The sequence below is a fragment of the Puniceibacterium antarcticum genome (assembly GCF_002760615.1).
Classification (GTDB): domain Bacteria; phylum Pseudomonadota; class Alphaproteobacteria; order Rhodobacterales; family Rhodobacteraceae; genus Puniceibacterium; species Puniceibacterium antarcticum.
In genome coordinates this window covers 1-25,003 of the sequence record NZ_AWWI01000167.1, presented here as the reverse complement: position 1 = coordinate 25,003, position 25,003 = coordinate 1, and the positions used below count along the sequence as shown (strand labels likewise).

General features: G+C 62.8%; 25 protein-coding genes. 11 read left to right on the top strand and 14 right to left on the bottom strand.

What is annotated here, in order from left to right; genetic code table 11:
* Window positions 1-46: 46 nt before the first annotated feature.
* The 5 genes from P775_RS23205 to P775_RS23185 all read right to left on the bottom strand — a co-directional run bounded on the left by P775_RS23205 (window position 47) and on the right by P775_RS23185 (window position 4,623).
* Window positions 47-1,090: a HesA/MoeB/ThiF family protein gene (locus P775_RS23205; RefSeq protein WP_099913214.1), complete on the bottom strand. Its 1,044-nt coding sequence runs from the start codon at window positions 1,088-1,090 to the stop codon at window positions 47-49.
* Window positions 1,090-1,545 (bottom strand): dUTP diphosphatase, encoded by a 456-nt coding sequence (gene dut, locus P775_RS23200; RefSeq protein ID WP_099913213.1) that lies wholly within the window; start codon window positions 1,543-1,545, stop codon window positions 1,090-1,092. The genes P775_RS23205 and dut overlap by 1 nt, the downstream gene beginning before the upstream one ends.
* A gap of 116 nt (window positions 1,546-1,661) precedes the next feature.
* Complete coding sequence (coaBC, locus tag P775_RS23195; protein WP_099913212.1) at window positions 1,662-2,861, bottom strand: bifunctional phosphopantothenoylcysteine decarboxylase/phosphopantothenate--cysteine ligase CoaBC; 1,200 nt, start codon at window positions 2,859-2,861, stop codon at window positions 1,662-1,664.
* 59 nt (window positions 2,862-2,920) lie between these two features.
* Window positions 2,921-3,745: a ChaN family lipoprotein gene (locus P775_RS23190; protein ID WP_099913211.1), complete on the bottom strand. Its 825-nt coding sequence runs from the start codon at window positions 3,743-3,745 to the stop codon at window positions 2,921-2,923.
* Entirely contained in the window at window positions 3,745-4,623 is an 879-nt protein-coding gene (locus tag P775_RS23185) for an RNA polymerase factor sigma-32 (protein WP_099913210.1), read from the bottom strand. The genes P775_RS23190 and P775_RS23185 overlap by 1 nt, the downstream gene beginning before the upstream one ends.
* Before the next feature lie 246 nt (window positions 4,624-4,869).
* On the opposite strand from P775_RS23185, the gene P775_RS23180 reads away from it, so the two are divergent.
* Both P775_RS23180 and P775_RS23175 read left to right on the top strand, forming a co-directional pair.
* Window positions 4,870-5,745: a glutathione S-transferase gene (locus tag P775_RS23180; RefSeq protein WP_099913209.1), complete on the top strand. Its 876-nt coding sequence runs from the start codon at window positions 4,870-4,872 to the stop codon at window positions 5,743-5,745.
* Between the two features lie 105 nt (window positions 5,746-5,850).
* Window positions 5,851-7,365, top strand: coding sequence for a YifB family Mg chelatase-like AAA ATPase (locus tag P775_RS23175; RefSeq protein ID WP_099913208.1), 1,515 nt, complete (start codon window positions 5,851-5,853; stop codon window positions 7,363-7,365).
* Here the strand turns inward: P775_RS23175 and P775_RS23170 are convergent.
* The 4 genes from P775_RS23170 to rsmI all read right to left on the bottom strand — a co-directional run bounded on the left by P775_RS23170 (window position 7,335) and on the right by rsmI (window position 10,522).
* Window positions 7,335-8,234 carry an alpha/beta hydrolase gene (locus tag P775_RS23170; RefSeq protein WP_099913207.1) on the bottom strand — a complete coding sequence of 300 codons (900 nt, stop codon included), beginning with the start codon at window positions 8,232-8,234 and terminating at the stop codon, window positions 7,335-7,337. The two genes, P775_RS23175 and P775_RS23170, sit on opposite strands and share 31 nt — an antisense overlap.
* Window positions 8,231-9,166 (bottom strand): glutathione synthase, encoded by a 936-nt coding sequence (gene gshB / locus P775_RS23165; protein ID WP_099913206.1) that lies wholly within the window; start codon window positions 9,164-9,166, stop codon window positions 8,231-8,233. Before gshB ends, P775_RS23170 begins: the two co-directional genes overlap by 4 nt.
* 63 nt (window positions 9,167-9,229) lie before the next feature.
* Complete coding sequence (locus P775_RS23160) at window positions 9,230-9,625, bottom strand: YraN family protein (RefSeq protein ID WP_099913205.1); 396 nt, start codon at window positions 9,623-9,625, stop codon at window positions 9,230-9,232.
* Between the two features lie 36 nt (window positions 9,626-9,661).
* Window positions 9,662-10,522 carry a 16S rRNA (cytidine(1402)-2'-O)-methyltransferase gene (gene rsmI / locus P775_RS23155; protein WP_099913204.1) on the bottom strand — a complete coding sequence of 287 codons (861 nt, stop codon included), beginning with the start codon at window positions 10,520-10,522 and terminating at the stop codon, window positions 9,662-9,664.
* 85 nt (window positions 10,523-10,607) lie between these two features.
* On the opposite strand from rsmI, the gene P775_RS23150 reads away from it, so the two are divergent.
* Window positions 10,608-11,798 carry a penicillin-binding protein activator gene (locus P775_RS23150; protein ID WP_099913203.1) on the top strand — a complete coding sequence of 397 codons (1,191 nt, stop codon included), beginning with the start codon at window positions 10,608-10,610 and terminating at the stop codon, window positions 11,796-11,798.
* On the top strand, window positions 11,758-14,565 hold the full coding sequence (locus P775_RS23145; protein WP_099913202.1) for a [protein-PII] uridylyltransferase: 2,808 nt from the start codon (window positions 11,758-11,760) through the stop codon (window positions 14,563-14,565). The genes P775_RS23150 and P775_RS23145 overlap by 41 nt, the downstream gene beginning before the upstream one ends.
* Here the strand turns inward: P775_RS23145 and P775_RS30015 are convergent.
* The 4 genes from P775_RS30015 to P775_RS23120 all read right to left on the bottom strand — a co-directional run bounded on the left by P775_RS30015 (window position 14,459) and on the right by P775_RS23120 (window position 18,077).
* Window positions 14,459-14,743, bottom strand: a complete 285-nt coding sequence (locus P775_RS30015) for a hypothetical protein (protein ID WP_425439929.1) — start codon at window positions 14,741-14,743, stop codon at window positions 14,459-14,461. The two genes, P775_RS23145 and P775_RS30015, sit on opposite strands and share 107 nt — an antisense overlap.
* A 5-nt stretch (window positions 14,744-14,748) precedes the next feature.
* A complete protein-coding gene (locus P775_RS23135; protein ID WP_143520976.1) occupies window positions 14,749-15,237 on the bottom strand; it encodes a transposase in 489 nt (162 codons plus the stop codon).
* Window positions 15,238-16,111: 874 nt separating this feature from the next.
* On the bottom strand, window positions 16,112-17,746 hold the full coding sequence (groL, locus tag P775_RS23125; RefSeq protein WP_099913198.1) for a chaperonin GroEL: 1,635 nt from the start codon (window positions 17,744-17,746) through the stop codon (window positions 16,112-16,114).
* 46 nt (window positions 17,747-17,792) lie between these two features.
* Window positions 17,793-18,077, bottom strand: a complete 285-nt coding sequence (locus P775_RS23120; RefSeq protein ID WP_099913197.1) for a co-chaperone GroES — start codon at window positions 18,075-18,077, stop codon at window positions 17,793-17,795.
* Between the two features lie 250 nt (window positions 18,078-18,327).
* On the opposite strand from P775_RS23120, the gene P775_RS23115 reads away from it, so the two are divergent.
* From P775_RS23115 to P775_RS23085, 7 genes are all read left to right on the top strand, one after another.
* Window positions 18,328-18,723, top strand: a complete 396-nt coding sequence (locus tag P775_RS23115; RefSeq protein ID WP_099913196.1) for a 6-pyruvoyl trahydropterin synthase family protein — start codon at window positions 18,328-18,330, stop codon at window positions 18,721-18,723.
* Between the two features lies 1 nt (window position 18,724).
* Window positions 18,725-19,489: a class I SAM-dependent methyltransferase gene (locus tag P775_RS23110; RefSeq protein ID WP_099913195.1), complete on the top strand. Its 765-nt coding sequence runs from the start codon at window positions 18,725-18,727 to the stop codon at window positions 19,487-19,489.
* Window positions 19,490-19,583: 94 nt separating this feature from the next.
* The gene (locus P775_RS23105; RefSeq protein ID WP_099913194.1) at window positions 19,584-20,399 is read left to right on the top strand and encodes a RibD family protein; all 816 of its coding nucleotides are present in this window, start codon (window positions 19,584-19,586) and stop codon (window positions 20,397-20,399) included.
* A gap of 70 nt (window positions 20,400-20,469) precedes the next feature.
* Window positions 20,470-21,579: a GTP cyclohydrolase II gene (locus tag P775_RS23100; protein ID WP_099913193.1), complete on the top strand. Its 1,110-nt coding sequence runs from the start codon at window positions 20,470-20,472 to the stop codon at window positions 21,577-21,579.
* The gene (locus tag P775_RS23095; RefSeq protein ID WP_099913192.1) at window positions 21,576-22,541 is read left to right on the top strand and encodes a zinc-dependent alcohol dehydrogenase; all 966 of its coding nucleotides are present in this window, start codon (window positions 21,576-21,578) and stop codon (window positions 22,539-22,541) included. The genes P775_RS23100 and P775_RS23095 overlap by 4 nt, the downstream gene beginning before the upstream one ends.
* A 1-nt stretch (window position 22,542) precedes the next feature.
* Window positions 22,543-23,355 carry an inositol monophosphatase family protein gene (locus P775_RS23090; RefSeq protein ID WP_245875827.1) on the top strand — a complete coding sequence of 271 codons (813 nt, stop codon included), beginning with the start codon at window positions 22,543-22,545 and terminating at the stop codon, window positions 23,353-23,355.
* Window positions 23,352-24,395, top strand: a complete 1,044-nt coding sequence (locus P775_RS23085) for a glycosyltransferase family 4 protein (RefSeq protein ID WP_099913191.1) — start codon at window positions 23,352-23,354, stop codon at window positions 24,393-24,395. The genes P775_RS23090 and P775_RS23085 overlap by 4 nt, the downstream gene beginning before the upstream one ends.
* Before the next feature lie 79 nt (window positions 24,396-24,474).
* Here P775_RS23085 and P775_RS23080 read toward each other — a convergent pair.
* On the bottom strand, window positions 24,475-25,003 hold a 529-nt coding region (locus tag P775_RS23080; RefSeq protein ID WP_180287551.1), incomplete at its 5' end, for a lysylphosphatidylglycerol synthase domain-containing protein.

Below are 25,003 nucleotides of genomic sequence, written 5' to 3'. Positions count from 1 at the left end.
TCCAGTTTCCGACAGGCTATCGCCGCAACCGGGGCCAAGGCAAGCCTCAGCCATCGCAAACGGAACAGCCATCGCGTCGTTTCAGTGCGATCTTGCGGGTCTCACCCCAGAGCGCATCATATATCAGCATCTCACCGCGCAGGGCCTGACCTGCCCCGGTCAGAACCTTTATCGCCTCGACCGCCATCATCGCGCCGACGACGCCAGGCAAGGGGCCCAGAACACCCGCCTCCGCGCAGGACGGGGCAAGCCCGGCAGCGGGGGCTTCGGGAAAAATGCACTGATAACAGGGCGTTCCACTAGAAGGATCAAAGACAGACAGCTGCCCTTCCCATTGGCTTAACGCGCCAGAGACCAGCGGCTTTCCCAAAGAAGCCGCCACCCGGTTCGCCAGATAGCGCGTGGCGAAATTGTCCGTGCCATCCAAAATCACGTCATAATCGGCAAACAGCTCTGCGGCAACATCCGCCTCAAGCCGCCGGTGATAGGGTTTGACGCTGACATAGGGGTTCTGCGCCTTCATCGCCGCCTCGGCGGAAAACACCTTGGGCTGGCCGATGTCCCGGTCACGGTGGATCACCTGCCGCTGCAAATTGGCATTCTCGACCAGATCATCATCGATCACGCCGATCGTCCCAACCCCTGCCGCCGCCAGATACTGCAGGGCCGGTGCGCCAAGGCCACCCGCACCGATCACCAGAACACGTCCGTGCTGCAGCGCCTTTTGCCCGGGTCCGCCAATTTCGCGCAGCACGATATGGCGCGCATAACGTTCCAATTCTGCTTCGGAAAATCGATCCGCCCGCACCAGCGGCGCCTCGGCTGTCTCGCGCAGCGTGGCCTTTGCCCGCACACGGCCAAGCACGGCGCGATACAACAGCACAAGCCCGACAAATCCGCCGAAGATCAGCCAGAGCGCTGCAGATTCACCCGTCGCCATGCGCAGGGGATGTCCATCCGGCAGCACGAGATGAAGACCCAGCACTGCAACAAACAGCAGTCCGATCATATAAAGCCGTGCCTGACGCGGCGCGCCCATCAGAGACCCGATTCCCCAAAGCGCCCCGGCCATGATCAGAACCAGCAGCATCAGCTGACCCCGGTCGAGCCGAAGCCACCCGCCCCGCGCGCGCTGTCATCCAGCGCCTCGACCACATCAAACGACGCCTGCACAACCGGGGCCACAACCATCTGCGCGATGCGGTCGCCATGGGTGATGCGGAAAGGCGAGTCGCCAAGGTTCATCACAATCACCCCCAGCGGTCCGCGATAATCCCAGTCAATCGTGCCCGGGCTGTTCGGCAGCACGATCCCGTGCTTCAGCGCCAAACCAGAGCGGGGCCGGATCTGCACTTCATAGCCCTCGGGAATGGCCAGCCTCAGACCTGTCGGCACCAGCATCCGCGCCCCAACCGCCAGATCAACCGCGCCGCGATCGGCAAACTGCGCCCGCAAATCCGCACCCGCCGCCCCATCCGTCGCATATTTCGGCAGACCCAGCGTCTGATCAGCCCCTTCGTCCCAGATCATCTGAACGCGCACCATGTCGTTCCCCTCATTGCTTCATTTGCAGATAGGACGGGACAGCAACCCAGCCAGAGCTGAACTTCACCGCTTGCGCCCCCCGCTTCTTCTTTTTTCAACGACGCAGAACGCGACGTTCACCTTGCGCGCAGCGCCTCGGCCATGCGCTGCGCCAATCGTTTGGCAACCTCACGCTTGCTCATTCTTGGCCAGACTTCGGCGCCAGCGTCTGAGATCAGGGTGACCGCATTTTCGGCGCCGCCCATAATGCCCGTCGCCGGGCTGACATCGTTCGCGACGATCCAGTCGCAACCCTTGCGCAGGCGCTTGGCAGTGGCATTAGCCTCCACATCATCCGTTTCGGCCGCAAAGCCGACAACCAGCGCCGGGCGGCCCCGCTCCATCTGCGATACCTCAGCCAGGATATCCGGGTTCTCGGCGAACTGCAGCAGCGGCAGTTTCCCTGCAACCTTTTTTATCTTTGAGGTGACCGCATCTGCCATCCGCCAGTCCGCCACGGCGGCTGCAAACACCCCCGCATCAACCGGCAACGCCGCTAGAACAGCATCACGCATCTGCCGGGCCGTCTCGACACGCACAACCTCGACCCCTTCGGGGGGCGGGACAGATGCGGGGCCGGTGACAAAGACCACTTCGGCACCCAATGTCGCAAGCGCGCGGGCAATCTCGGTCCCCTGCGCGCCAGAGGATCGGTTGGCGATATAGCGCACCGGATCGATAGGTTCATGGGTCGGGCCAGAGGTGACCAGCACCCTGCGCCCGCTCAACGGCCCCACCAGCAGCGCCGCCTCGATCGCCGCAACGATTTCAAGAGGTTCCGCCATGCGGCCGGGGCCGAATTCGCCGCAGGCCATCGTGCCGTCGTTGGGACCAACAAACCGCACGCCATCGCCGCGCAGCACTGTAAGATTGCGCTGGGTCGCGGGATGTTCCCACATCCGAACATTCATTGCCGGGGCAACCAGAACCGGCGTGTCCGTCGCCAGCAACAGGGTTGAGGCCAGATCGTTCGCCAGCCCCTGTGCCATCTTCGCCATCAGATCCGCCGTGCCCGGCACCACAACCAGCAGATCCGCCACGCGACTCAGCTGGATATGGCCCATCTCGGCCTCGTTGGTGAGGTCGAAAAGATCAGTGTAAACTCTCTCTCCCGCCAGGGCAGACACCGACAGCGGCGTTACGAACTCTGCCGCTGCAGACGTCATCACCGGTGTGACCGAGGCGCCGCGTTCGCGCAGCCGACGGATCAGGTCCAGCGCCTTGTAGGCCGCTATTCCGCCGCCGATGATCAGAAGGATCCGCTTGGCTTTCAGCATGTCCGCGCCTTCCGGAAAGTGTCAGTTGGCGCCAGTGTTAGCCAGCCAGCCGGGGAAACTCAATCACCTGCGCCGTCGGTCTTGGTCGTGTCCGTATGAAATGCCGCGCAGGGATCGCCGCGCTCCACATCTGCCGATACCTCGACGGCGTCGAAACCGCCGTCCGGCGCACCAAAGGATTCCTCGCCCTGTCCCAGTGCCGCGATGCGCAAACCGGGCCGTGCGAGGTCCAGCAATGCGGGCGCACCCCAGTCCAGCCGCGCGTGCCCATTGCCGGTGATCACCACTACCGGCCCGCCAGTTTCGTCCAGAGCCTGCGCCGCTGCGCGCGCCAGCAATGCGTCGCGCATCCGCTGGATATCGACCATCGTCGGCAGCATCTCTTCTGGCATCATGTCGCAATGCGCCGCCATCTGCAGCGCCTCACGTGCTGTCTGCTGATCCTCCGGCAACGCCGTACCCAGCCCATACTCCGGCGCGTCCGGACCAAAAACGGCCAGAACCCCGTCGCTCACGACCTTTTGCGCTTCGTCCCGTGGTAGCGCGGCGCCAAAATAGTCAGCCTTTGGCGCTGCTGCGAAAATCGGGTAATAGAGCGCGAAATCCGGCCATCCGCTGTCGTTCCAGCCCAGCGCAGAGTCCAGCGCACTTTCCTCCCCCAGCAGGTCCGGCGTGATCCGGGCGGCCTGTGCAGGGGTGAGCATCTCGAACACCAGCGCCTTGGGGGCAATCTGACCCACCAGTTCGGCCTGACGTCGGTGATGTTGCGCATTGTCGTGCTGCTCGCCCAGAAACACCACGTCCTTATCGGAAAAAATACCCCCGTCAGCCAAGGCTGCGGAGGCGACAAGCGCCAGCAGCACGCAGGTTTTCAGAGCATGCATCAGGCGAAGAATGCGTGCACCTCACCCGACTGACTTTCAAGCGTCTTACGCATCTTTGCAAATGCCGCCGCCTCCAGTTGGCGCACACGCTCCTTGGACAGCCCCAGTTCGGTGCCTAAGCTTTCAAGAGTACGGGATTCGTCGCGCAGCTTTCGTTCGCGCACGATGAACCGTTCGCGTTCGTTCAGGGCATTCATCGCAAACAGCAGCCATTCGCGCAACTGCGCAGTGTCATGGCTGTTTTCGACTATTTCCGCAGCCTGTGCGCCGCCATCTTCCAGCGCATCGATCCATTCGCGTCCCTCATCCTCGGCTGACTGAGTCGCGTTCAGGGAATAGTCCGATCCAGAGAGGCGTCCTTCCATCATCTCCACATCATGCAGTGGAACACCGATTTCGGTCGATATCATCTGCCGCAGCTGATGGCGGTCAAGCGCCATTCCAGAGGCTGCGGCCTCACGCTCCAGACGGGCCTGAACGCGGCGCAGGTTGAAGAACAGCGATTTTTGGGAAGAGGTCGATCCCGTGCGCACCATGGACCAGTTGCGCATCACATAATCCTGAATCGATGCCTTGATCCACCAAACCGCATAGGTTGAAAAACGCACGCCACGGTCAGGATCAAACTTTTCCGCAGCCTTCATCAACCCAAGACCCGCTTCCTGGATGAGATCATTCATGGGCGCGCCGTAGCGTTTGAATTTGGATGCCATGGAAATGGCCAGTCGCATATAGGCCGTAATCAGACGATGAAGCGCCGCCTCATCTCGTTGATCTCGCCATGCATATGCCAGGCGAAGCTCAGTTTCTGCGTCCAGCAATTCGGCCTTCATGGCACGGCGGGACAGGGTCTGGTCATTGAAAGTGTCAAGTGCCATGTCGTCTCCCCAAATATCACGTTTGCCCCGGGCACGACAATTGGACTGTGCCAAAGGTAGACTTATGCATGGACATACGAGAGATAAACGCGAGCGGATCAAAATTGGTTGCAGAATAATTTCACCAACGCCCGTGACTTTTATCGAGATGCATCATTCTGCGTGATGCGAAGTCACACAAAATTACTCTGTGACACGGCAGGTCGCGCATCTATGAATTTCTCAGTGACTTGCGGAGACTCAATTATGACATATCAGATACATCTTGGCGACTATTCCTTTTCCAGTTGGTCCCTGCGTGGCTGGTTGCTGCTGCATCGCTGGGAGTTGCCCTACAACGTGACCTTTGTTGATTTTTCGGATGGTCCGGTCGCCGGACAGATGTCTGAGATTGCCCCGGCGCGCACGGTACCGACACTCGTGACGCCAGAGGGCACCGTTATCTGGGACAGCCTTGCCCAAGCCGAAGAACTGGCAAGCCGTCACCCCGAGGCTGGCATCTGGCCGACCGATCCCGCCGCACGTGCCACTGCCCGCGCGCTTGCTGCCGAAATGCATGCAGGTTTCGGGGCGCTGCGCAGCGCCTGCCCGATGAACCTGCGCGCCGCCTATGCCGACTATACCCCCACTGAAGCGGTTCTGGCCGATCTTGCACGGATCGAGCAGATCTGGTCCTTTGCAAAGAGCCGTTTCGGCTCTTCTGGTGATTGGCTGTGCGGCGCATATTCGGCGGCAGACGCGTTTTTCGCCCCGGTTGCCATGCGTATCGCGGGCTATGGCTTGCCTGTTTCAACTCAGGCGCAGGCTTATGTCGAGGCGCACCTGAGCGATCCCGCCTTCCGGCGCTGGCGCGCCATGGGCCTATCGCGCGGGGGCGAGCTGCCACAATATGCGCGGGACTATACGCGCAAGCCATGGCCCGGCCCCGTGCCGCTCGCCGCCAAAGTGACCGAGAACAGCGCTGCCGAAAACACTGCATGCCCATATTCAGCTGACCCAGTGACGCATTTCCTGTCCCTGGATGGCCGCATCTTCGGGTTTTGCAATGCCTTCTGCCGGGACAAGACTGTCGCAGACCCTGCGGCATGGCCTGCCTTCATGGCGCTGGTAGATCAGGGATGAGCCGGAAGCGTGACAGCAGATTTAGTTAACACCGGCACGGAGAAATTAACCGTTCACTAACCATGCCCGCCCCACCCTTGGCTCATCAAGGACAAGAGGGGCGGCATGGTCGCGACTTCCTATACCGTCGCGTTCGAAGGCGTGGAGGCCCGTCCCGTCGAGGTGCAATGCGCCGTGACCCCTGGCCTGCCGTCCTTTTCGATCGTTGGCCTGCCGGACAAGGCCGTATCCGAAGCCCGCGACCGGGTGCGCGCGGCGCTGACCTCGATCGCGATTGCGCTGCCGTCAAAACGGATCACCATCAACCTTTCCCCTGCAGACCTGCCAAAGGAGGGGTCGCATTTCGACCTGCCCATCGCGCTGGCCCTTCTGTCGGCGCTGGATGTCATCCCCTGCGACGAGGTGGCGCAGCTGGTGTCGTTGGGGGAATTGTCGCTGGACGGCTCTCTGGTCGCGGTGCACGGGGCGCTGCCCGCTGCTATGAACGCCGCAGAAAATGACCGTATCCTGATCTGTCCGCGCGCTTCCGGGGCAGAGGCCGCCTGGGTCGAAGCCTGTACCGTGCTGGCGCCGGCCAACCTGATGGAGTTGATCCACCATTTCACCGGACGCAGCATCCTGTCGCCCAGCACTGCGGGCGAGGTGCGCCCAAGCCCCACCGGACGCGACCTGCGCGACATCAAAGGCCAGGAACGGGCCAAACGGGCCTTGGAAATCGCGGCGGCGGGGCGTCACCATCTGATGCTGATCGGCTCTCCCGGGTCGGGAAAATCCATGCTGGCCGCCCGCCTTCCCGGTATCCTGCCCCCACTCACGGCGGTTGAGGCGCTGGAAACCTCGATGATCCACTCGCTTGCCGGGCTCCTGGACGAAGGTGGCATTTCACGGGCACGGCCGTTCCGCGAACCGCACCACACCGCGTCGATGGCGGCCATCGTGGGTGGTGGCAAGCGGGCGCAGCCCGGGGAAATCAGTCTGGCGCACAATGGTGTGCTGTTCATGGATGAATTTCCGGAATTCCCCCGTACGGTGCTGGAAACCTTGCGCCAGCCGATCGAGATGGGCGAGGTCATGGTCGCCCGGGCAAACGCGCATATCACCTATCCCTGCCGCTTCATGCTGATCGCCGCCGCAAATCCCTGCAAATGCGGCTATCTTGCCGATGCGGCAAAGGCCTGTTCGCGCGCACCGATCTGTGGCGAGGATTATCTGGGCCGTATTTCCGGCCCGCTGATGGACCGTTTCGATATGCGCATCGAAGTGCCGCCTGTCGCGTTTCGCGATCTCGACCTGCCGCCCTCGGGTGACCCATCCACCACGGTGGCGGAACGGGTGGCCACCGCCCGCGCGGTGCAGACCCTGCGCTATGGCGACCAGCCGGGCCTGCGCACCAATGCCGATGTGCAGGGACAGAGGCTCGAGGAAGTCTGCGCCCATGACAGCGAAAGCCACGACCTGATGCGCCGCGCCGCGGACCGGTTCGGCCTGTCGGCGCGGGGCTATCATCGTGTCCTCAGGGTGGCGCGCACCATCGCCGATCTGGACGGCACCGAAAAGATTCAACGCCCCCACGTGGCCGAGGCTTTGAGCTATCGGCTGATGTCGGTGAATGACACCTGAATAAAACGTGCAACATGGCACAGACTGACGCGCGCCTCTGGCAGCCAGCCATCAAAGATCTGCCAGACATGGGGGCAATCCGCCTCGCGCTCGACAGTGACATTTGCGCCAAAGCTGCGCAGCCGCTCTGCCATCCGCAGCCCGTCGTCGCGCAGAACTTCGGTGTCGCTGAGCTGGATCAGAACAGGCGGCGCGCCGGGAAAGTCCGCGTAAAGCGGAGAGGCGCGCGGATCGCACCGATCCGCGTCTTGCATGTAGATCTCGACCAGTTCGGCCATACGCTCGACCGGCAAAAGGGCGTCACGGCTCTGGTTTGACTTCAGGCTGTCACCTGTCCCCGCCAGATCCGTCCAAGGGGAAAAGGCAAAGACCGCGCGGGGCACCGTCCCCCTTGCGCAGCACCAGGCGAGCAACGCAAGCATCAGCCCACCACCGGCCGAATCGCCCCCAAGGACGATGTCCCGGGGGTGATATCCCAAAGTTTCAAGCCGCTGGAAGGCGGCGACGGCATCGTCAAAGGCGGCGGGAAATCTTGCCTGCTGGGCCAGCCGGTAACGGGGCGCACACACCTCGATCCCGCTGAGTTGCGACAGCCGCCCCAACAGCCCAAGATGCGTCCGTGGGTGACCGGAAATATAGGCGCCCCCGTGCAGGTAGAGGATTACCCGCCCCGGGTCACAGGTCCCGGCGCTGATCCAGTGCAGGCCGCCTGGCCGTTTGAGGTGGCGTAAATAGGGCGGCGCGCGGAACAGCCACCGCGCCGTGCGGGCAAAGTCGCGATCCGCCTCTTCGGGCCCCAGGGTGCGCCGCAACCGGGGTTTGGCAAACAGCCGCATCTGCGTATTGAGCAGACGCAGCTGCCAGCTCATGCACGCCGCGCTTCGATGGCGTGCCAGATCTTTTCGGCAATATTGACACCGTCAAAACGTTCCAGCTCCTGAATGCCGGTGGGTGATGTCAGGTTGATCTCGGTCAGGTAGTCGCCAATGACGTCGATCCCAACAAAGATCTGACCCTTTTCTTTCAGCCGCGGGCCGATAGTGGCACAGATCTCGCGGTCACGTTCGGTCAGGGCAACCTTTTCCGGGCGTCCGCCCACATGCATGTTCGAGCGAACCTCGCCTTCAGCGGGCACCCGGTTGATCGCGCCAACCACTTCGCCATCCACCAGGATAACGCGCTTGTCACCCTTGGTCACGGCGGGCAGATATTTCTGCACGATCAGCGGCTCGCGACTAAATCCCGTAAAGAGTTCGTGCAGCGAACTGAGGTTGCGGTCATTGGCATCCAGCCGGAACACACCCGCGCCGCCGTTCCCGTAAAGCGGCTTGAGGATGACATCGCCATGCCGCGCCTTGAAATCGCGTATCGTCTGAAGATCACGTGCAATGGTGGTGGGCGGTGTCAGATGCGGGAAATCCAGTACCATCAGTTTTTCAGGGTAGTTACGCACCCAGAACGGATCGTTGACCACAAGCGTTCCGGGCGCCAGACGGTCCAGAAGATGCGTCGAGGTGATGTAATGCATGTCGAAAGGCGGATCCTGACGCAGCCAGACCACGTCGAACCCCGAAAGATCCACCGTCTCCATCTCGCCCAGAAGAGCATGGTCACCGACCACGCGCTGCACTTTCAGCGACTGTCCCCGAGCGGTGATCTTCCCCTCTTCATAGGCCAGATGGTCAGGCGTATAATAGAACAGCTCATGCCCACGCGCCTGCGCTTCTTCGGCAAGGCGGAACGTGCTGTCCGCATTGATATTGATCGGACCAATCGGGTCCATCTGAAAGGCGATTTTCATGCCGCATCCCCTGCAGTTTCACACCAGTACATGGCGCAACCCGCAGGGCGGTGCAATGGCCGGCTAGAAATGTCCGAAGGCGTTTTCGATCATGCGAAGAGCCCCCTGCCCATCCACCAGGGCCACGTCAAAGCGCACATCGGTCAGCTGGCCAAGTGGCTGGGTGCTTAGATACTCCTCAGCAGACGCATAGATTCGCCGCATCTGAGCCCGCGACAGACGTTCCGCTGCACGATCAAAGGTCCGGCTTTTCTTGACCTCAACAAAAATAAGGCCGTCGCCATCCCGCACGATCAGGTCGATTTCTCCAGCCCTGCCCCGCCACCTTTGACACGCAATCGGATAACCGCGCCGTTCGTAATCCTGTGCAATCCGCAGTTCTGCTGACAGGCCCGCCTGATAGCTGACAGCACCCCTGTCCCGCGCGCCATGTTCCTGTGTCTCAGGCTCGGCAGTCATCCCCAACCTCTTTCACGCGGCACAACTTTCAAGCGGTCAGTCCTGCCGACCAATCTGCATCGCCTGCTGATACACCGCACGACGCGGCAGGCGGTACATTTGCGATACAAAATCCGCCGCATCGCGCACCGACATTGTTTCCAACGCCTCTTGCAAGGATTTTGTAACATCCTGTTCGCTAACAGATGGTGAATCCGCACGCGCCACCAGGACCACGATTTCACCTTTGACGTTGGTATCCATCAGGGACTCTGACAAAGACGACAGCGTGCCGCGCAGGCATTCCTCGAATTTCTTGGTCAATTCCCGGCACACAACCGCATCACGATCGCCCAGCGCTTCGGCTGCGTCCCGCAGCATGGCTGCGACGCGCTTGGGCGATTCGTAAAAGGCCAGAGTTGCGGGCACATCCGCCAGCGCCTTGAGCTGGGTCTTGCGCGCACCGCTGGCGTTCGGCAGGAACCCTGCAAACAGAAAACGGTCTGTGGGCAGCCCCGCCAGCGTCAGCGCCGTCACCACCGCTGAAACGCCGGGCGCGGTGGTTGCCGGAATTCCCCCTTCGACACAGGCGCGCATCAGGTCAAACCCGGGATCCGAGATCAGCGGCGTTCCCGCCTCGGATGCATAAGCCACCGAAAGACCAGCGGTCATATCCGCCATCAGGCGCGGTCTGGCGCGGTCTCCGTTGTGATCATGATAGGCAACCAGCGGACGGTCGCCAAGCGGTATGCCGTGGATTTCCATCAGTCGGCGCAGGCTGCGCGTGTCCTCTGCCGCCAGCACATCTGCCGCGCGCAGAACATCGAGTGCCCGCAGCGTGATGTCGCGTGCATTGCCGATCGGCACCGCCACAAGATAAAGACCCGGCGTCAACTTGCCCGCTTCTATATTCGCCATTGGACCTGTCCCTCGCCTCGTTTATGGTTTCCGGCAACGTCACGCTGGCCAAAGCCGCGCTCAACCCCGAGGGAGTTCGTCCACCATGTTTGCCCCTTTGTCCACCGCCCGCAAGGTGATCCGCCGCGGGGTCGTCCTCGTTTCCTGCCTTTGGCTTGCCGCCTGCGATGCTTCCATGACGGGTCCTTTGGGCGGGTCGGGCGGCGCTGGCGGGCCGCAGATCGACACAAATGCCCCTGTGCAGGTTGCCCTTCTTCTGCCCAAATCCGATCCTGGCGCGGGATCTGTCGCGCGTAGTCTGGAAAATGCGGTGCGTCTTGCCATCACCGATCTGCAAGGCGCACGCATTGACCTGCGCGTCTATGACACCGGGGGGCAGGCAAGCATGGCCGCCTCGCAAGCGCAGCTGGCTGTGGACGAAGGCGCCAAGATCATCCTTGGCCCGCTTTTCGGCGAAGCTGCCAATGCCGCCGCCGTTGCGGTCGCGGATGAGGGCATCAGCGTTCTGAGCTTTTCCAACAACACCTCGATCGCCGGCGGCAATCTTTTTGTGCTGGGCGCGACATTTGAAAATACCGCTGACCGGCTGATGGGCTACGCCACCCGGCAGGGCAAAGGCAATGTCGCAGTTTTGTACACCGACAATGTTGCCGGAACTCTGGGCCGCGATGCCATCACTGCCGCAGCCGCCCGCAGTGGCGGTTCCGTGGTCGGATCAGTGCCCTACGCGCTGAACACCGAAAGCCTCAATTCCGCCCTCAATCAGGTCAAGGGCATGGTCGACAGCGGCGCCGCTAACGCGATGTTCATCACCGACAACTACGACGGGGGCCTCTCAGTCGTGCTGCAGCTCGGGCCAGAACGTGGCATAAGCCCGGCTTCGACGCAGTATATCGGTCTGACCCGCTGGGATGTACGCCCCGATGCGTTCCTCCTGCCCGGAATCGAAGGAAGCTATTTTGCAATGCCCGACGTGGCGATGAACAACAGCTTTGAAACGCGCTACACAAATGCCTATGGCAGTGCGCCACATGCGCTTGCCGGCCTTGGATACGATGGCATTGCTGCCATCGGCGCCCTTGTGGGGCAGGGCCGGAAGGATGCACTGACGCGGCGCGCGTTGACGCAAGCGTCTGGCTTTCAGGGTACGGGCGGTGTATTCCGCCTCTTGTCGGACGGAACAAACCAGCGCGGCCTGGCGGTCGCGACAATTCGCAACAGCCAGGTGGTAATCCTTGACCCTGCCCCAAGAAGCTTCGGCGGCGCTGGTTTCTAAAACTGCGCTTACGCTCTCACTGCCGGACGATCTGATCGTTCCGGCAGCAGACATCTTTGACAGACCCGCCGTGCGCGCCGAGCTTTGGGACGCGATCGCGGACGCCGCAGATGAACGCGCTGTACGTGCAAAGACCGTGGCGATTCTGGGTCGCGCCCGCGACACCGGGAGGGAGGTCATCGCTGCGGCCTTGACGCACCATCCGTTCGAGGCGTTCGGCGCCACCCGCGCCTACACCTGGATCACCGACTGCCTGATCACCCTGACCTGGGAGGTTGCGACAGAACGGCTCCACCACAATGCCAACCCGACCAAGGGCGAACAGATCGCAGTGTTGGCCGTTGGCGGCTATGGTCGCGGCGAAATGGCGCCATTTTCCGATGTCGATCTGCTGTTTCTCACCCCCTACAAGATCACCGGCTGGGCCGAGAGCGTCATTGAATCGATGCTCTATATGCTCTGGGATCTCAAGCTGAAGGTCGGTCATTCCTCGCGCACGGTGAAGGACTGCCTGCGCCTTGGGGCAGAGGACTTCACCATCCGCACGGCCATGCTGGAACAGCGGTTCCTGATCGGCCACGCACCGCTCGCCAAAGAGTTGGATACCCGGCTGTGGAAAGACCTGTTCAACGGCACCGCCCGCGAATTTGTCGCAGCCAAGCTGGCAGAGCGTGACGCCCGGCATGAAAGGCAGGGCGGGCAGCGCTATGTGGTGGAACCCAATGTCAAAGAAGGCAAAGGCGGTTTGCGCGACCTGCAATCGCTGTTCTGGATCACGAAATATGTCTACCACACCGAAGACACAGGCAAGCTGGTCGGGCTTGGCGTGTTCAGCCCGGAGGAATACGCCACCTTCGTGAGGGCCGAGACATTCCTTTGGGCCGTGCGCTGTCATTTGCATCTTCTAGCCGGTCGCCCGCTGGAAATGCTGACTTTCGACATGCAGGTCTCTGTCGCTGAGGCTATGGGATATACAGACCGGGGCGGACGCCGCGCGGTCGAAATTTTCATGCAGCACTATTTCCGCCATGCCACGTCGGTGGGCGATGTGACGCGCATCCTGCTGACTTCGCTAGAGGCTGACCACACAAAGGACGCGCCGCTGCTCATGCGGTTCTTCAAACGGCCGCCGCAGGTCAAGGACGGCTTTGAGGTCATCAACAACCGCATCACCATCATCGACGACAAGGCGTTTCTGTCGGACAAGGTCAACATCCTGCGCCTGTACGAGGAAGGCCTGCGCACCGGCCTGCTGATCCACCCAAACGCCATGCGACTGGTGGCTGCGAACCTGCGGCTGATCGACGAGGATATGCGCCAGAACAAGGAGGCGCAGCGCATCTTTCTTGACCTGCTGCTGAAACATGGCAACCCGGATCGCGCCTTGCGCCGGATGAATGAACTTGGGGTGCTGTCCGCATTTATTCCCGAATTCGAACCCATCGTGGCGATGATGCAGTTCAACATGTACCACCACTACACGGTGGACGAACATATCATCCAGTGTATCTGGCACCTGTCCGAAATCGAAAACGGCGCCCGTGTCGATGAGCTTCCCGTTGCCTCGTCGATCCTCAAGGAAGGCGTCAACCGCAAGATCCTGTATATCGCCCTTCTTCTGCATGACATCGGCAAAGGACGAGATGAGGATCATTCCATTCTGGGGGCCCAGATCGCCCGCAAGGTCGCGCCGCGCCTGGGCCTGAACCCCAAGGAATCTGCAACTGTCGAATGGCTGGTCCGGCATCACCTGCTGATGTCCGACATGGCACAGAAACGCGACATCGCTGATCCGCGCACGGTGCGTGATTTTGCCAAGGCGGTGCAGACGCGGGAACGGCTGGACCTGCTGCTGGTTCTGACCGTCTGCGACATCCGCGGCGTTGGCCCCAGCACCTGGAATAACTGGAAGGCTGCGCTGCTGCGCGGGCTCTACAGACAGACCCGCAACGGCCTTGAAAACGGAATGGAAGCACTGAACCGCGAACGTCGCGGGGCAGAGGCCAAGCGCCTGCTGAAAGAAGCTCTGTCTGACTGGGATGCCAAGGATCTGCGTATCGAAAAGGCGCGGCATTACCCCACCTATTGGCAGGGGCTGCACGTCACGGCGCATGTGATCTTTGCAAAACTGCTCAAGGACCTTGGAACGGACGAGATACGTATCGACATTCACCCCGACGAAGATCGCGACGCCACGCGAGTGTGCTTTGCTCTGGTCGATCACCCCGGGATCTTCTCACGCCTCTCCGGGGCGCTGGCTCTGGTCGGTGCAAATGTTGTGGACGCGCGCACCTATACGTCAAAGGACGGCTTTGCCACCGCCGCTTTCTGGATTCAGGATGCAGACGGCTCCCCGTATGACTCCACGCGCATCCCGCGCCTGCGCCAGATGATTTCCAAGATCCTGCGCGGTGAAATCGTGGCTCGCGAGGCGATCAGAGACAAGGACAAGATCAAGAAGCGTGAACGCGCGTTCAGGGTGCCCACATCGATCACCTTCGACAATGAAGGGTCTGAGATCTATACCCTGATTGAGGTCGACACGCGTGATCGACCGGGGCTGCTCTATGACCTCACGCGGACGCTTGCTGCGCATAATGTCTACATCGCAAGCGCGGTCATCGCGACTTTTGGGGAACAGGTGGTCGACACCTTTTACGTCAAGGACATGTTCGGGCTGAAATTCTACTCCAGCTCCAAACAGAAGTTTCTGGAAAAGAAGTTGCGCGAGGCGATCGATGCAGGCGTCCAAAGGGCCATTTCCTGAATAGATGTGGTTCTGGAGATCTGAACAGCTGAGATAAGTGGATTTTCAGAGTAGCAGCAGCATGTTGCTGCGAGCGAGGACAAGACCATTGCAAGAGGCCCGACTGATAGCGCTTCGGTGTCAGCCCAAGACAGGCACCGACGGTACAGTCCGACCGCAACCGCGCTGGGTCGTCCACAGCCGTCACGAAGGCGATCGCCGTAAGACTGCCGACACCGGGGCACTTGAGACGATCCGGCAGGCCTCATCTTCTCGTGCGAAGCGAGCAAGTTGCCGATCAAATGCCCGGCGCTGGTCCGTGAGTCCTGACAGCACCCACAGAAGGCTTTCGAACAGATCGCTCAAAACGACATCGTCTGGGAATGCGCGACGCACTGACTGCTCGAAGACCTGCCCTTTGCCCGCCGATAACTGTAACCCGAAGGTCTTTGCCAAGCCTCGGATCTGGTTGATCATCGTCGTGCACATCCGCACGATACGCTCCCACGCCGTCAGCACGGCCCGCATGCGGTAACGGTCAAAGGACTTGATCGCCACCCGTTCATGCCAGCCACTGTGCACCAAACGGACAAGCCCGAAGGCATCGTTGCGATCCGTTTTGTTGGCTGGCAACTTCAAGGCGGCAGCAGCACGCTGTGCGTGAATGCAGTCGACTGCGATCCCCTGTCCCACAAGGCATGCCAAAGCCAGGCGGCTTGAGGACCGGTCTGCGTACCTGCTCGAACCAGAGCCGGGGCCTTCTCAGGAATGATCCCTGCAATCGCATCGCTCGTGCTCGGAACACTCCCTTCCCAGATCCGCTGCCCGGCATCTTCCACAACGCAGCCGGCCGTTTCCTTCATAGACACGTCGAGTCCCATAAAATGCTTCGTCCTGCTCTTCAGTGCGGGGATGAGGCCTCATCACGGCTCCGGAATTTGCAAGGTTTCCGCACCCACCATTCGAAACCCTGCAATTTCTTGCTACAGTTTTGCCGGGATCACCAAAGAAATTCAGAGGCTTGTGACTTGTTCAGGACGAACTCGTTAGTTTTGGGGAAGATTACCCTTATCGGCCATACCCAATTGTTAGATGACGTCTCTCGTGGGTCCCCTGATGTTCCAAACACAGCGATAGAGAGGGCTGTGCAAGAGATGGCGACGTAAATGGCCGTTGCCATGTGGCTGACGGCTTTGGGAATTGTTCGGGGTGCCCGCTGGGGATTGAAAATTGGGCTCGGGGCAAATCGTGCTCGCAGGCGAGGTTTTGGGGCTGTTGAGTTGCATAAACCTCTATCCGCGCGATTTGGGTGAGCGATTCAGCAAGATCTACGGGCGCGCAGCGAGGATAGAGCGACGGTTCGGCCCAGGCCGACAGCCTGACATTTTAAATCACTGACTTATACGAATTTTTTTGCACATGAATCCGTTGCGCTTCGGGCGGCAGCGACGAATCTTTTCGAAGCCAATCGTGCCACAGCAGGTTTAGGATCTCCGCGCAGAGGCCCGCAGAGGGCCAGGCGGATTGTCCTGCCGACAAATGCCGACAGGACAAAGGGTTTGACGGTTTACATCATTCCGCCCATGCCACCCATGTCGGGCTGACCGTTCGCGCCCGCCTTGGCGGGTTTGTCAGCGACCATCGCTTCGGTCGTGATCAGCAGGCCCGCGACAGAGGCGGCATATTCCAGCGCGATACGCACAACCTTGGTGGGGTCAATGACACCGGCCTTGAGCATGTCGCCATAGACATCGGCCTGCGCGTCATAGCCGAAGGTGCGGCTTTCGTTTTCAAGGATGCGACCGGCCACAACCGAACCGTCGATCCCGGCATTGTCCGCGATCTGGCGCAGCGGGGCCTGAATGGCCTTGCGGATGATCGCAATCCCGGCAGCTTCGTCCGAATTGTCCGACTTGAGACTGCTCAGAACCTTGCCTGCATGCAGCAGGGCAACGCCGCCGCCCGGAACAACGCCTTCCTGAACCGCCGCACGTGTGGCGTTCAGCGCGTCATCGACGCGGTCCTTGCGTTCTTTGACTTCGATCTCGGTCGCGCCGCCGACCTTGATCACGGCAATGCCGCCTGCCAGCTTGGCCAGACGTTCCTGCAGTTTTTCGCGGTCGTAATCCGAGGTGGTGTCTTCGATCTGCGCGCGGATCTGGCTGACCCGGGCCGCAATCACGGCCTTGTCGCCTGCGCCGTCGATGATGGTGGTGTCGTTCTTGGTGATCGTGACCTTCTTGGCGACGCCAAGCATGTCCATGGTGACATTCTCGAGCTTGATGCCCAGAACTTCGGAAATCACCTGCCCGCCGGTCAGCACGGCAAGATCCTCAAGCATCGCCTTGCGACGGTCGCCGAAACCAGGCGCCTTGACACCGGCAACCTTCAGACCACCGCGCAGCTTGTTGACCACCAGTGTGGCCAGGGCTTCGCCGTCGATATCTTCGGCGATGACCAGAAGCTGCTTGTCGGCCTGCATCACGGCTTCGAGCAGTGGGACCATCGGTGCCAGGGATGTCAGCTTCTTCTCGTGCAGAAGGATGACGCAATCCTCAAGGCTTGCCGTCATCTTGCTGACATCGGTGATGAAATAGGGGCTGAGGTAGCCGCGATCGAACTGCATGCCCTCGACCACTTCGGTTTCGGTCTCAAGGCCCTTGTTTTCTTCGACGGTGATGACACCTTCGTTGCCTACTTTTTCCATGGCATCAGCGATCTGCTGACCGATGGCGGATTCGCCATTGGCGGAAATCGTGCCGACCTTGGCAATTTCGGCCGTGCCGTCAACGGGGCGCGACATGGTCTTGACCTCGGCGACGACGGCGGCAACGGCCTTGTCGATGCCGCGTTTCAGATCCATCGGGTTCATGCCGGCGGCAACCGCCTTCATGCCTTCCTTGACGATGGCCTGGGCCAGAACGGTGGCGGTGGTGGTGCCATCGCCGGCCTCGTCATTGGTGCGCGACGCCACTTCGCGGACCAGCTGTGCGCCCATGTTTTCAAACGGGTCGGACAGTTCGATATCCTTGGCGACGGTGACGCCATCCTTGGTGATGCGTGGCGAGCCGTAGGATTTGTCGATGATTACGTTGCGCCCCTTGGGGCCAAGCGTGACCTTGACGGCGTTGGCAAGCGTGTTGATGCCGCGCAGCATGCGGTCACGGGAATCCGTGCCGAATTTGACGTCTTTTGCAGACATATGCGTATTCCTAAATGAAAAAGCGTTGTGAAAAGTCGTGCGACGTTCAGGCCAGAATGCCCAGAATATCGCCTTCCTTCATGATCATCAGGTCTTCACCGTCGATCTTGATTTCGGTGCCGGACCATTTGCCGAACAGGACTTTGTCACCCGCTTTGACATCCATCTTGATGCGCTTGCCGGACTCGTCGCGTGCGCCTGCACCGACCGAGACGACTTCGCCTTCCTGGGGTTTTTCCTTGGCGTTGTCGGGGATGATAAGGCCGCCTGAAGTCTTTTCGTCACCTTCGATACGGCGAACCAGGACGCGGTCGTGGAGAGGGCTGAACATCTTGGAAATGCTCCTTTTCGAGATTTCCGGGAATGGGTGGCATGCGTAGAAGATACGCTGGCACTCGCCACGCCTGAGTGCCAATGATCCACACATGGCAACTTGCGCAACCCGGCACAATGGGGTGGCGCAAATATAGTCGCAGGCCCGGGGGCGAAGAGCTGTTTGCGCGGTCTTTTGCCGCGGCAGCTTGACCCCGGGCGCAGACGGCGCAGGTCCTGCCCTCTCTGCAATACGATTGGAAGTCATAATGTTTGCTGTCGAAGTACGTGATCACGTCATGATCGCCCATTCCCTGCCCTCGCCGGTCTTTGGCCCGGCACAGGGGATGCACGGGGCGACCTTTGTCGTCGATGCGGCGTTCTATACAGGGGATCTGGATGAAAACGGGCTGGTGGTGGACATCGGTCTGGCGACCGAGGCGCTGAGTGCAGCGCTGGCCCCGCTGCGGTACTGCAACCTTGATGAGGTGGCGGCGTTCAAGGGCAAGATCACCACAACCGAATTCCTGTGCCATCACATCTGGTCACAGTTGCGCGAGACGACGCAGACCACCGGGCTGGGCGACGGGGGCCGGGTGCGCCGGATCCGCGTCATGCTGCACGAAAGTCATGTGGCGCGCGGCTGGTACGAGGCTGACATCTGAGATGGGGTTTACCGCTGACTGGCTGAGCCTGCGCGAACCGGCCGACCTCGCCGCGCGCAACGCTGATCTGCTGGCGCGCGCGGCGGCTTGTGTCCCGGCGGACGCTGTGGTTCTGGATCTGGGCAGCGGCACCGGATCCACCGCGCGGGCCTTTGCCGCGATGGGGCATGATGCGCTGCGCTGGCGCTTTTTGGACAATGATGCCACCCTGCTGGCCGTCGCGCGACAGACTCATCCGGGGGCAGAGTGCGTTCAGGGTGATCTGGGCGCGGTGGAGGATCTGCCGCTGCAGGGGGTCGGTCTGGTGACCGCCTCGGCCCTGCTGGATCTGATGCCGTTGCCCTGGGTTGCGGCGCTGGCGGGGCGGCTGCGCGCGGCGGCGATCCCGTTCTATGGCGCGCTCAGCTATGACGGGCACATGGGCTGGACCCCCGCCCATGGCGAAGACGCGGCCGTGACGGCGCGGTTCAACGCCCATCAGCGCGGGAACAAGGGGATCGGCGCGGCGCTCGGGCCGGACTCTGGTGCGCAATCGGCCCGGGTCTTCGCAGCCGAGGGGTTCGAGGTCACGCTGGCTGACAGCCCCTGGGTGATCGGCCCGGATCAGGCAGCGCTGCATGCTGCATTGCTGGAAGGCATCGCCGCCGCTGCAACCGAGGCCGGGCACGCCACCGCCGATGTCTGGCTCGCGGCGCGGCGGGCGAGCGTCGCGCAGTCGCAGGCGGAGATCGGCCACAGCGATCTGCTGGCCCTTCCGCCGTCATGACATTCCCGTGGCGCGCGCTAGATCCGTTACATGACGCACTGCAGGCCGGGACACGCCCCCGGCCTGCCCGAACACCCCCCACCCGGAGAAAGACATGAACCTTGTCGATGTGACACCGAAAGTCTGGGACAGGATCCTGGCCGCCCGTCTGGACAAGGCCTGCCTGTGCTGCGGCGACTGGACACCGGGCGAGCGGCAGTCGCTGGCGCTTTACGGTGCGTTGGCCCAGCCACCTCACAAGACCAGCGTCGTGGCGCAGATCGGCCAGTCACTGGACGGGCGCATCGCCACTGTATCGGGGGATGCGCAGGATGTGTCCGGCCCCGACGGTCTGGCGCATCTGCACCGGATGCGTGCGCTGGCGGATGCGGTGGTGATCGGGGTCAAGACAGCACTGCATGACAATCCCCGGCTGACCGTGCGTCTGGTGGCGGGCAAGAATCCGGCGCGCGTGGTCATCGATCCCGCCGGGCGGCTGCCCAATGATGCCGGTTTGCTGGCCGATGACAGCGTGCGCCGCGTGGTGATCCAGGCTGTGGACAAGCCCCGTCCTACGGGGGTCGAGGTTGTGCGCCTGCCCCGCACCAACTGGATTGAGCCCAAGGATATTGTCCGCGCCCTGCGCGCAATCGGGCTGAACCGGCTGCTGATCGAAGGCGGCGGCATCACCATCGCGCAATTCCTTGAGGCGGATCAGCTGACCCGCCTTCATGTGGCGGTGGCGCCGCTGCTGATCGGCGCGGGTCCGCAGGGGCTGACCACCGCGCCTGTGGCAAGCCTCGCACAGGCGCGCCGGCCCACGACCCTGAGTTATGCGCTGGGTTCGGACGTGGTGTTCGACTGCGCCATGATTCCGGGGGCGGCCCGGCCGCGCGCCTGCCTGCATGCGCTGCAGCACAGCGCGCAGTGACGCCCCCGTCCCTGCCCTTTTCCCTGCCCCACCTCTTTCCCTGAACGACGCGATCCCAAGGAAGCCAAAGATGCCCTCATATGCCAGCGCGCTTGCGCCCACCCCTGCGGAACACCTGACCCGTGTCCAGAGCGATCTGCGCATGGGGCTGCCCTGTGTGACGGCGCAGGGCGCGACACAGGCCGTGGTGGTCGCGGTCGAGCCGCTGACGCAGGAGCGGCTTTCCGCGCTGCGCGATCTGTTTGGCACGCCCGAACTGGTGCTGACGGCGCGGCGCGCGCGCGCGGTGATGACACCGGCCGCCGCCGCTGATCTGAGCGACGCACCGGTGCGCATCGCCCCGCCCGAGGGCGCCGGGATCGACTGGTTTCGTGCCCTTGCGGATCCCGCATCTGACAGACGGGCCGGGCCGCGCGGCCCGCTGCACCTGCTGCGCGGTGGTGAAGGCGGCCTGCAGGGGTTTGCTCTGCGTCTGGTGAAATCCGCACAGCTTTTGCCCGCCGTGCTGCTGTTTGCCCGCCCACCCGGTGCCACCCTGCCAGCGGGGCTGGATCTGAGCCGGATCGAGGTGACACAGGACCGCTTTGCCCCCCCGGCCCTGTCCCCCGTCGCCTCGGCGCTGTTTCCGCTGCAAGCGGCAGAGTCCGGGCGCCTGCATGTCTTTCGCGACCCGACCGGGGCGCGCGAACATTACGCGCTTGAAATCGGAACGCCCGACCGCAGCCTGCCGGTGCTGTCGCGGCTGCATTCCGCCTGTTTCACCGGCGACGTTCTGGGCAGCCTGAAATGCGACTGCGGCCCGCAGCTGCGCGCAGCCCTTGCGCAGATGGGCGACGCCGGGGCCGGTGTGCTGCTCTATCTCAATCAAGAAGGGCGCGGCATCGGCCTTGCCAACAAGATGCGTGTTTATGACCTGCAGGCGCAGGGGTTCGACACGGTCGAGGCCAATCACCGGCTGGGGTTCGAAGATGACGAACGGGATTTCCGCATCGCGGCGGTGATGCTGCGGCGCCTTGGTTTCAGCGCCGTGCGGCTGCTGACCAACAATCCCGCCAAGGTACAGGTGTTCCGCGCCGAAGGTATTTCGATCACCGAACAGCTGCCGCTGCGGGTGGGCCGCAACGCCCATAACAGCGGCTATCTTGCGACAAAGGCGCTGAAATCGGGACACGCCCTATGATGACAGAAACACAGGCGCTGTGGATCACAGGCGCGCGCATGTCGGAATGCCGCAAGACGGCCTTTGAGGTGCCAGAGGGTCATCTGGACATCAAGACGCTGTTCAGCGGCATCAGTCGCGGCACCGAGCGGCTGGTGTTCGAGGGGCGCGTGCCGGAAGGCGAATACCAGACCATGCGCGCGCCGTTTCAGGACGGCGATTTCCCCTTTCCGGTGAAATACGGCTACGCCGCCGTCGGGCGGGTGCAGGGCGGCCCATGCACGGGCGAGGTGATCTTTGCCCTCTTCCCGCATCAGGCGCGCTTTGCCCTCCCGCCAGAGGCGGCGATTCCGGTTCCCGCCGCAGTCCAACCGGAGCGCGCCGTTCTGGGCGCAAACATGGAAACCGCACTGAACATTGTCTGGGATGCGGGCATCCAGCCGGGGGATCGGGTGGCGGTTGTGGGCTGCGGCGTTGTCGGCGCGCTGGTTGGCTACCTTGCCACGCGCATTCCCGGCACAGAGGTCTGCCTGAGCGATATCGACCCCGCGCGCAGGCCGCTGGCTGAAACGCTGGGCTGTGCCTTTGCTCTGCCGGGGCAAGCCCCTCAGGAGGCGGATGTGGTGATCCATGCCTCTGCATCCTCTGCCGGACTTGCCACGGCGATTGCGCTGGCGGGGCTAGAGGCCACGATTGTCGAGGCAAGCTGGTACGGCACCGGCCTGACAGAGGCGCCGCTGGGCGGGCGGTTCCATCAGCGGCGGCTGCGGCTGATCGGCTCACAGGTCGGGCGGATCCCGCCGGGCCATGCCGCGCGCTGGACCTATCGCCGCCGGTTGCAAAAGGCGCTGAGCATGCTGGCGGACCCGGTGCTGGACGCGCTGATTTCGGGGGAGACGCCGTTTGACGAACTTGCCCCGCGCTATGGCGCGATCCTGCAGGATCCGGCAACCCTGTGTCACCGCGTGCGGTTCGGGGGCTGACATGCGTGCTGATACCCTGTTGCCCGACACCGCATCCGACACCCTGCGCGCCATGACTGACGCGGCGGTGCAGGCCGGGGCCTATCTGCGCGACGCGTCAGCCAACCGGGGCCTTTTGCGCATCGATGAAAAGACAGCCGGGGACTTTGTCTCGGACGCTGATCGCGGGGCAGAGGCGCTGATTGCGCAAAGTCCGGAGCGCGCCTGCCCGGGCCATGGCTGGCTGGGCGAGGAAAGCGGCGCGCGCGGGACCGGCGATCTGCGCTGGATCGTCGATCCGCTGGATGGCACGACGAATTTCCTAAGGGGTTTGCCGCACTGGGCGGTGTCCATCGCTCTGTGCCGGGGGGACGTGCCCCTGTGCGGCGTCGTGCATGACCCCGCCAAGGCAGAGACCTTTGTCGCCGAACGCGGCGGCGGTGCCTTTCTGAACGGCGCGCCGATCCGTGTGACCCAAGCTGTGCCGCTGGCATCGGCGCTGTTTGCCACCGGTGTGCCTGCGGGGGGGCGTGTGGGCCACCTGCCCGATTGCCTTGAGGATCTGGAACGGCTCATGCCGAAATCCGCTGGCATCCGCCGCTGGGGCGCGGCGGCGCTGGATCTGGCCTATGTGGCGGCAGGACGGCTCGACGGGTACTGGGAACGCAACCTTGGCCCCTGGGATGTGGCGGCGGGAATGCTTCTGGTGCAGGAGGCGGGTGGTCAGGTGGAACCTCTCTGGCCCGGGCGGCCGGTCCTGTCCTCTGGGTCGTTTGTGGCCAGCAATGCCGATCTGGGGCCGGAGCTCGCCGCGCTGATCGGGACGCGGCAATGACGCCGCAGATCGCCTTTGCCGTGCCCGGCGATATCCGCACACTGACCGGCGGCTATCTTTATGATTTCAACCTGATGACGGCGCTCTCGGGGCTGGGCCCGCCCATACAGCATATGGCATGGGGGGACAGTTTCCCCCAGCCCAGCGCAGATCATGCCGACGCCGCGCTGGCGCAGCTGCAGGCGCTGCCGCCTGACTGCCCCGCGCTGGTCGATGGTCTGGCATATGGCGCTTTGGACACCGACGGCCTGCGCCGGGTGCGCGCGCCGCTGTTTGCGCTGGTGCATCATCCGCTGGCGCTGGAACCGGGGCTGGACGCTGCGCAGGCCCGCGACATGGCGCGGCGGGAACAGGCCAATCTGGACCTCGCCCGGCACATCTTTGTCACCAGCCCGCACACCGGTGATCTGTTGCACCAGTCCTATGGCGTGAGCGTTGACAGGATCACCGTCGTGCGTCCGGGCTTTGGTCCGCCCGTGCAGGGTGGGGCGGCCAAGGCCGATCCGCCGCTGATCCTGTCGGTTGGCCTGCTGACACAGCGCAAGGGGCATGATGTGCTGCTGCGCGCGCTGGCGCAGATCGCGGATCTGAACTGGCAGGCAGATATCGTCGGGCGCGACCATGAACCCAGCATGACGGCACGCCTGACCGCGCTGATCGACGATCTGGACCTTGCCCCGCGCGTGCGCCTGTCGGGGGAAGTGTCCAGCGCGGCCCTGCAAGCGCGCTATTGTAGTGCCACGCTCTTTGCCCTTGCCACCCGGTACGAAGGCTATGGCATCGTCTTTGGCGAGGCGATGGGCCATGGCCTGCCCATCATATCGACCCGCGCCGGGGCGGTGCCCGAAACCGTGGGGGCAGAGGCCGGACTGCTGGTGGCACCCGACGATGCGGATGCCTTTGCCACCGCCCTGCGCCGGATGCTGAGCGAGCCTGCCCTGCGCGACACCTGCGCGCGCGCCAGCCTGCGGGCGGCAAGCGATCTGGCAACATGGGCGGATTCGGCCGTCTTGGTGCGGGATGCGATGGTCCTGCCCTAAAGCGTACCGCCTTAAACGTGAATCCCTTGTTCGCTGCCTGTCCACTGTGCCTCCAGCGCGAAAAGCGATGCGTATGTTTTCAGGTTAAAGGCGGGACGCTCTGGGCGCGGGCCTTCGCGGTCTTCGCGCTCAGCGGGATAAGCAGCAGGCCGGGCAGACAAGCGATCATCAGCGCCAGACCATAAGCCGCCCCCGCCGCGACCCCGGCACTGGGTGCGGCACCGATGATCGGGAACAGCGCCGCTGCGGCACCTTCGCGCAGCCCCCAGCCGCCCACAGAAAGCGGGATCATCATCGCCGTCAGGATCAGCGGCACCAGAGTCAGCGCCGCCTCAATGGACAGCAGTGTCCCGGTGGCCTGCGCGCAGGCGGCAAAACCCGCGATCAGCAGCAGCACAATTGCCAGCGACAGGGCGATCTGCGGCAGCATCACGCGACGGTCCAGAACCGCGATGCCAAGCGACTGGCCAAAGCGCTGCACCGGCCCTGCCCGCCGCGCGACAAGGGCCAGCACCACCCCGCCAAGGCACAGCGCCAGAGCACCCCAGCCCAGCGCCTGCAGCAGCCAGCCCGGCCAGTCGACGCCCCCCGGCAGCAAGGCCAGCGCC

Excerpts from the sequence above, each read along its gene's own strand:
- P775_RS23090 (WP_245875827.1), top strand. The coding sequence starts at position 22,543 with ATGCGTGCTGATACCCTGTTGCCCGACACCGCATCCGACACCCTGCGC.
- P775_RS23115 (WP_099913196.1), top strand. The coding sequence starts at position 18,328 with ATGTTTGCTGTCGAAGTACGTGATCACGTCATGATCGCCCATTCCCTG.
- gshB (WP_099913206.1), bottom strand. The coding sequence starts at position 9,166 with ATGAAAATCGCCTTTCAGATGGACCCGATTGGTCCGATCAATATCAAT.
- coaBC (WP_099913212.1), bottom strand. The coding sequence starts at position 2,861 with ATGCTGAAAGCCAAGCGGATCCTTCTGATCATCGGCGGCGGAATAGCG.
- P775_RS23120 (WP_099913197.1), bottom strand. The coding sequence starts at position 18,077 with ATGTTCAGCCCTCTCCACGACCGCGTCCTGGTTCGCCGTATCGAAGGT.
- dut (WP_099913213.1), bottom strand. The coding sequence starts at position 1,545 with ATGGTGCGCGTTCAGATGATCTGGGACGAAGGGGCTGATCAGACGCTG.
- rsmI (WP_099913204.1), bottom strand. The coding sequence starts at position 10,522 with ATGGCGAATATAGAAGCGGGCAAGTTGACGCCGGGTCTTTATCTTGTG.
- P775_RS23185 (WP_099913210.1), bottom strand. The coding sequence starts at position 4,623 with ATGGCACTTGACACTTTCAATGACCAGACCCTGTCCCGCCGTGCCATG.
- P775_RS23205 (WP_099913214.1), bottom strand. The coding sequence starts at position 1,090 with ATGCTGCTGGTTCTGATCATGGCCGGGGCGCTTTGGGGAATCGGGTCT.
- P775_RS23150 (WP_099913203.1), top strand. The coding sequence starts at position 10,608 with ATGTTTGCCCCTTTGTCCACCGCCCGCAAGGTGATCCGCCGCGGGGTC.
- groL (WP_099913198.1), bottom strand. The coding sequence starts at position 17,746 with ATGTCTGCAAAAGACGTCAAATTCGGCACGGATTCCCGTGACCGCATG.
- P775_RS23190 (WP_099913211.1), bottom strand. The coding sequence starts at position 3,745 with ATGCATGCTCTGAAAACCTGCGTGCTGCTGGCGCTTGTCGCCTCCGCA.
- P775_RS23170 (WP_099913207.1), bottom strand. The coding sequence starts at position 8,234 with ATGAGCTGGCAGCTGCGTCTGCTCAATACGCAGATGCGGCTGTTTGCC.
- P775_RS23100 (WP_099913193.1), top strand. The coding sequence starts at position 20,470 with ATGCCCTCATATGCCAGCGCGCTTGCGCCCACCCCTGCGGAACACCTG.
- P775_RS23180 (WP_099913209.1), top strand. The coding sequence starts at position 4,870 with ATGACATATCAGATACATCTTGGCGACTATTCCTTTTCCAGTTGGTCC.
- P775_RS23160 (WP_099913205.1), bottom strand. The coding sequence starts at position 9,625 with ATGACTGCCGAGCCTGAGACACAGGAACATGGCGCGCGGGACAGGGGT.
- P775_RS23110 (WP_099913195.1), top strand. The coding sequence starts at position 18,725 with ATGGGGTTTACCGCTGACTGGCTGAGCCTGCGCGAACCGGCCGACCTC.
- P775_RS23095 (WP_099913192.1), top strand. The coding sequence starts at position 21,576 with ATGATGACAGAAACACAGGCGCTGTGGATCACAGGCGCGCGCATGTCG.
- P775_RS23085 (WP_099913191.1), top strand. The coding sequence starts at position 23,352 with ATGACGCCGCAGATCGCCTTTGCCGTGCCCGGCGATATCCGCACACTG.
- P775_RS23175 (WP_099913208.1), top strand. The coding sequence starts at position 5,851 with ATGGTCGCGACTTCCTATACCGTCGCGTTCGAAGGCGTGGAGGCCCGT.
- P775_RS23105 (WP_099913194.1), top strand. The coding sequence starts at position 19,584 with ATGAACCTTGTCGATGTGACACCGAAAGTCTGGGACAGGATCCTGGCC.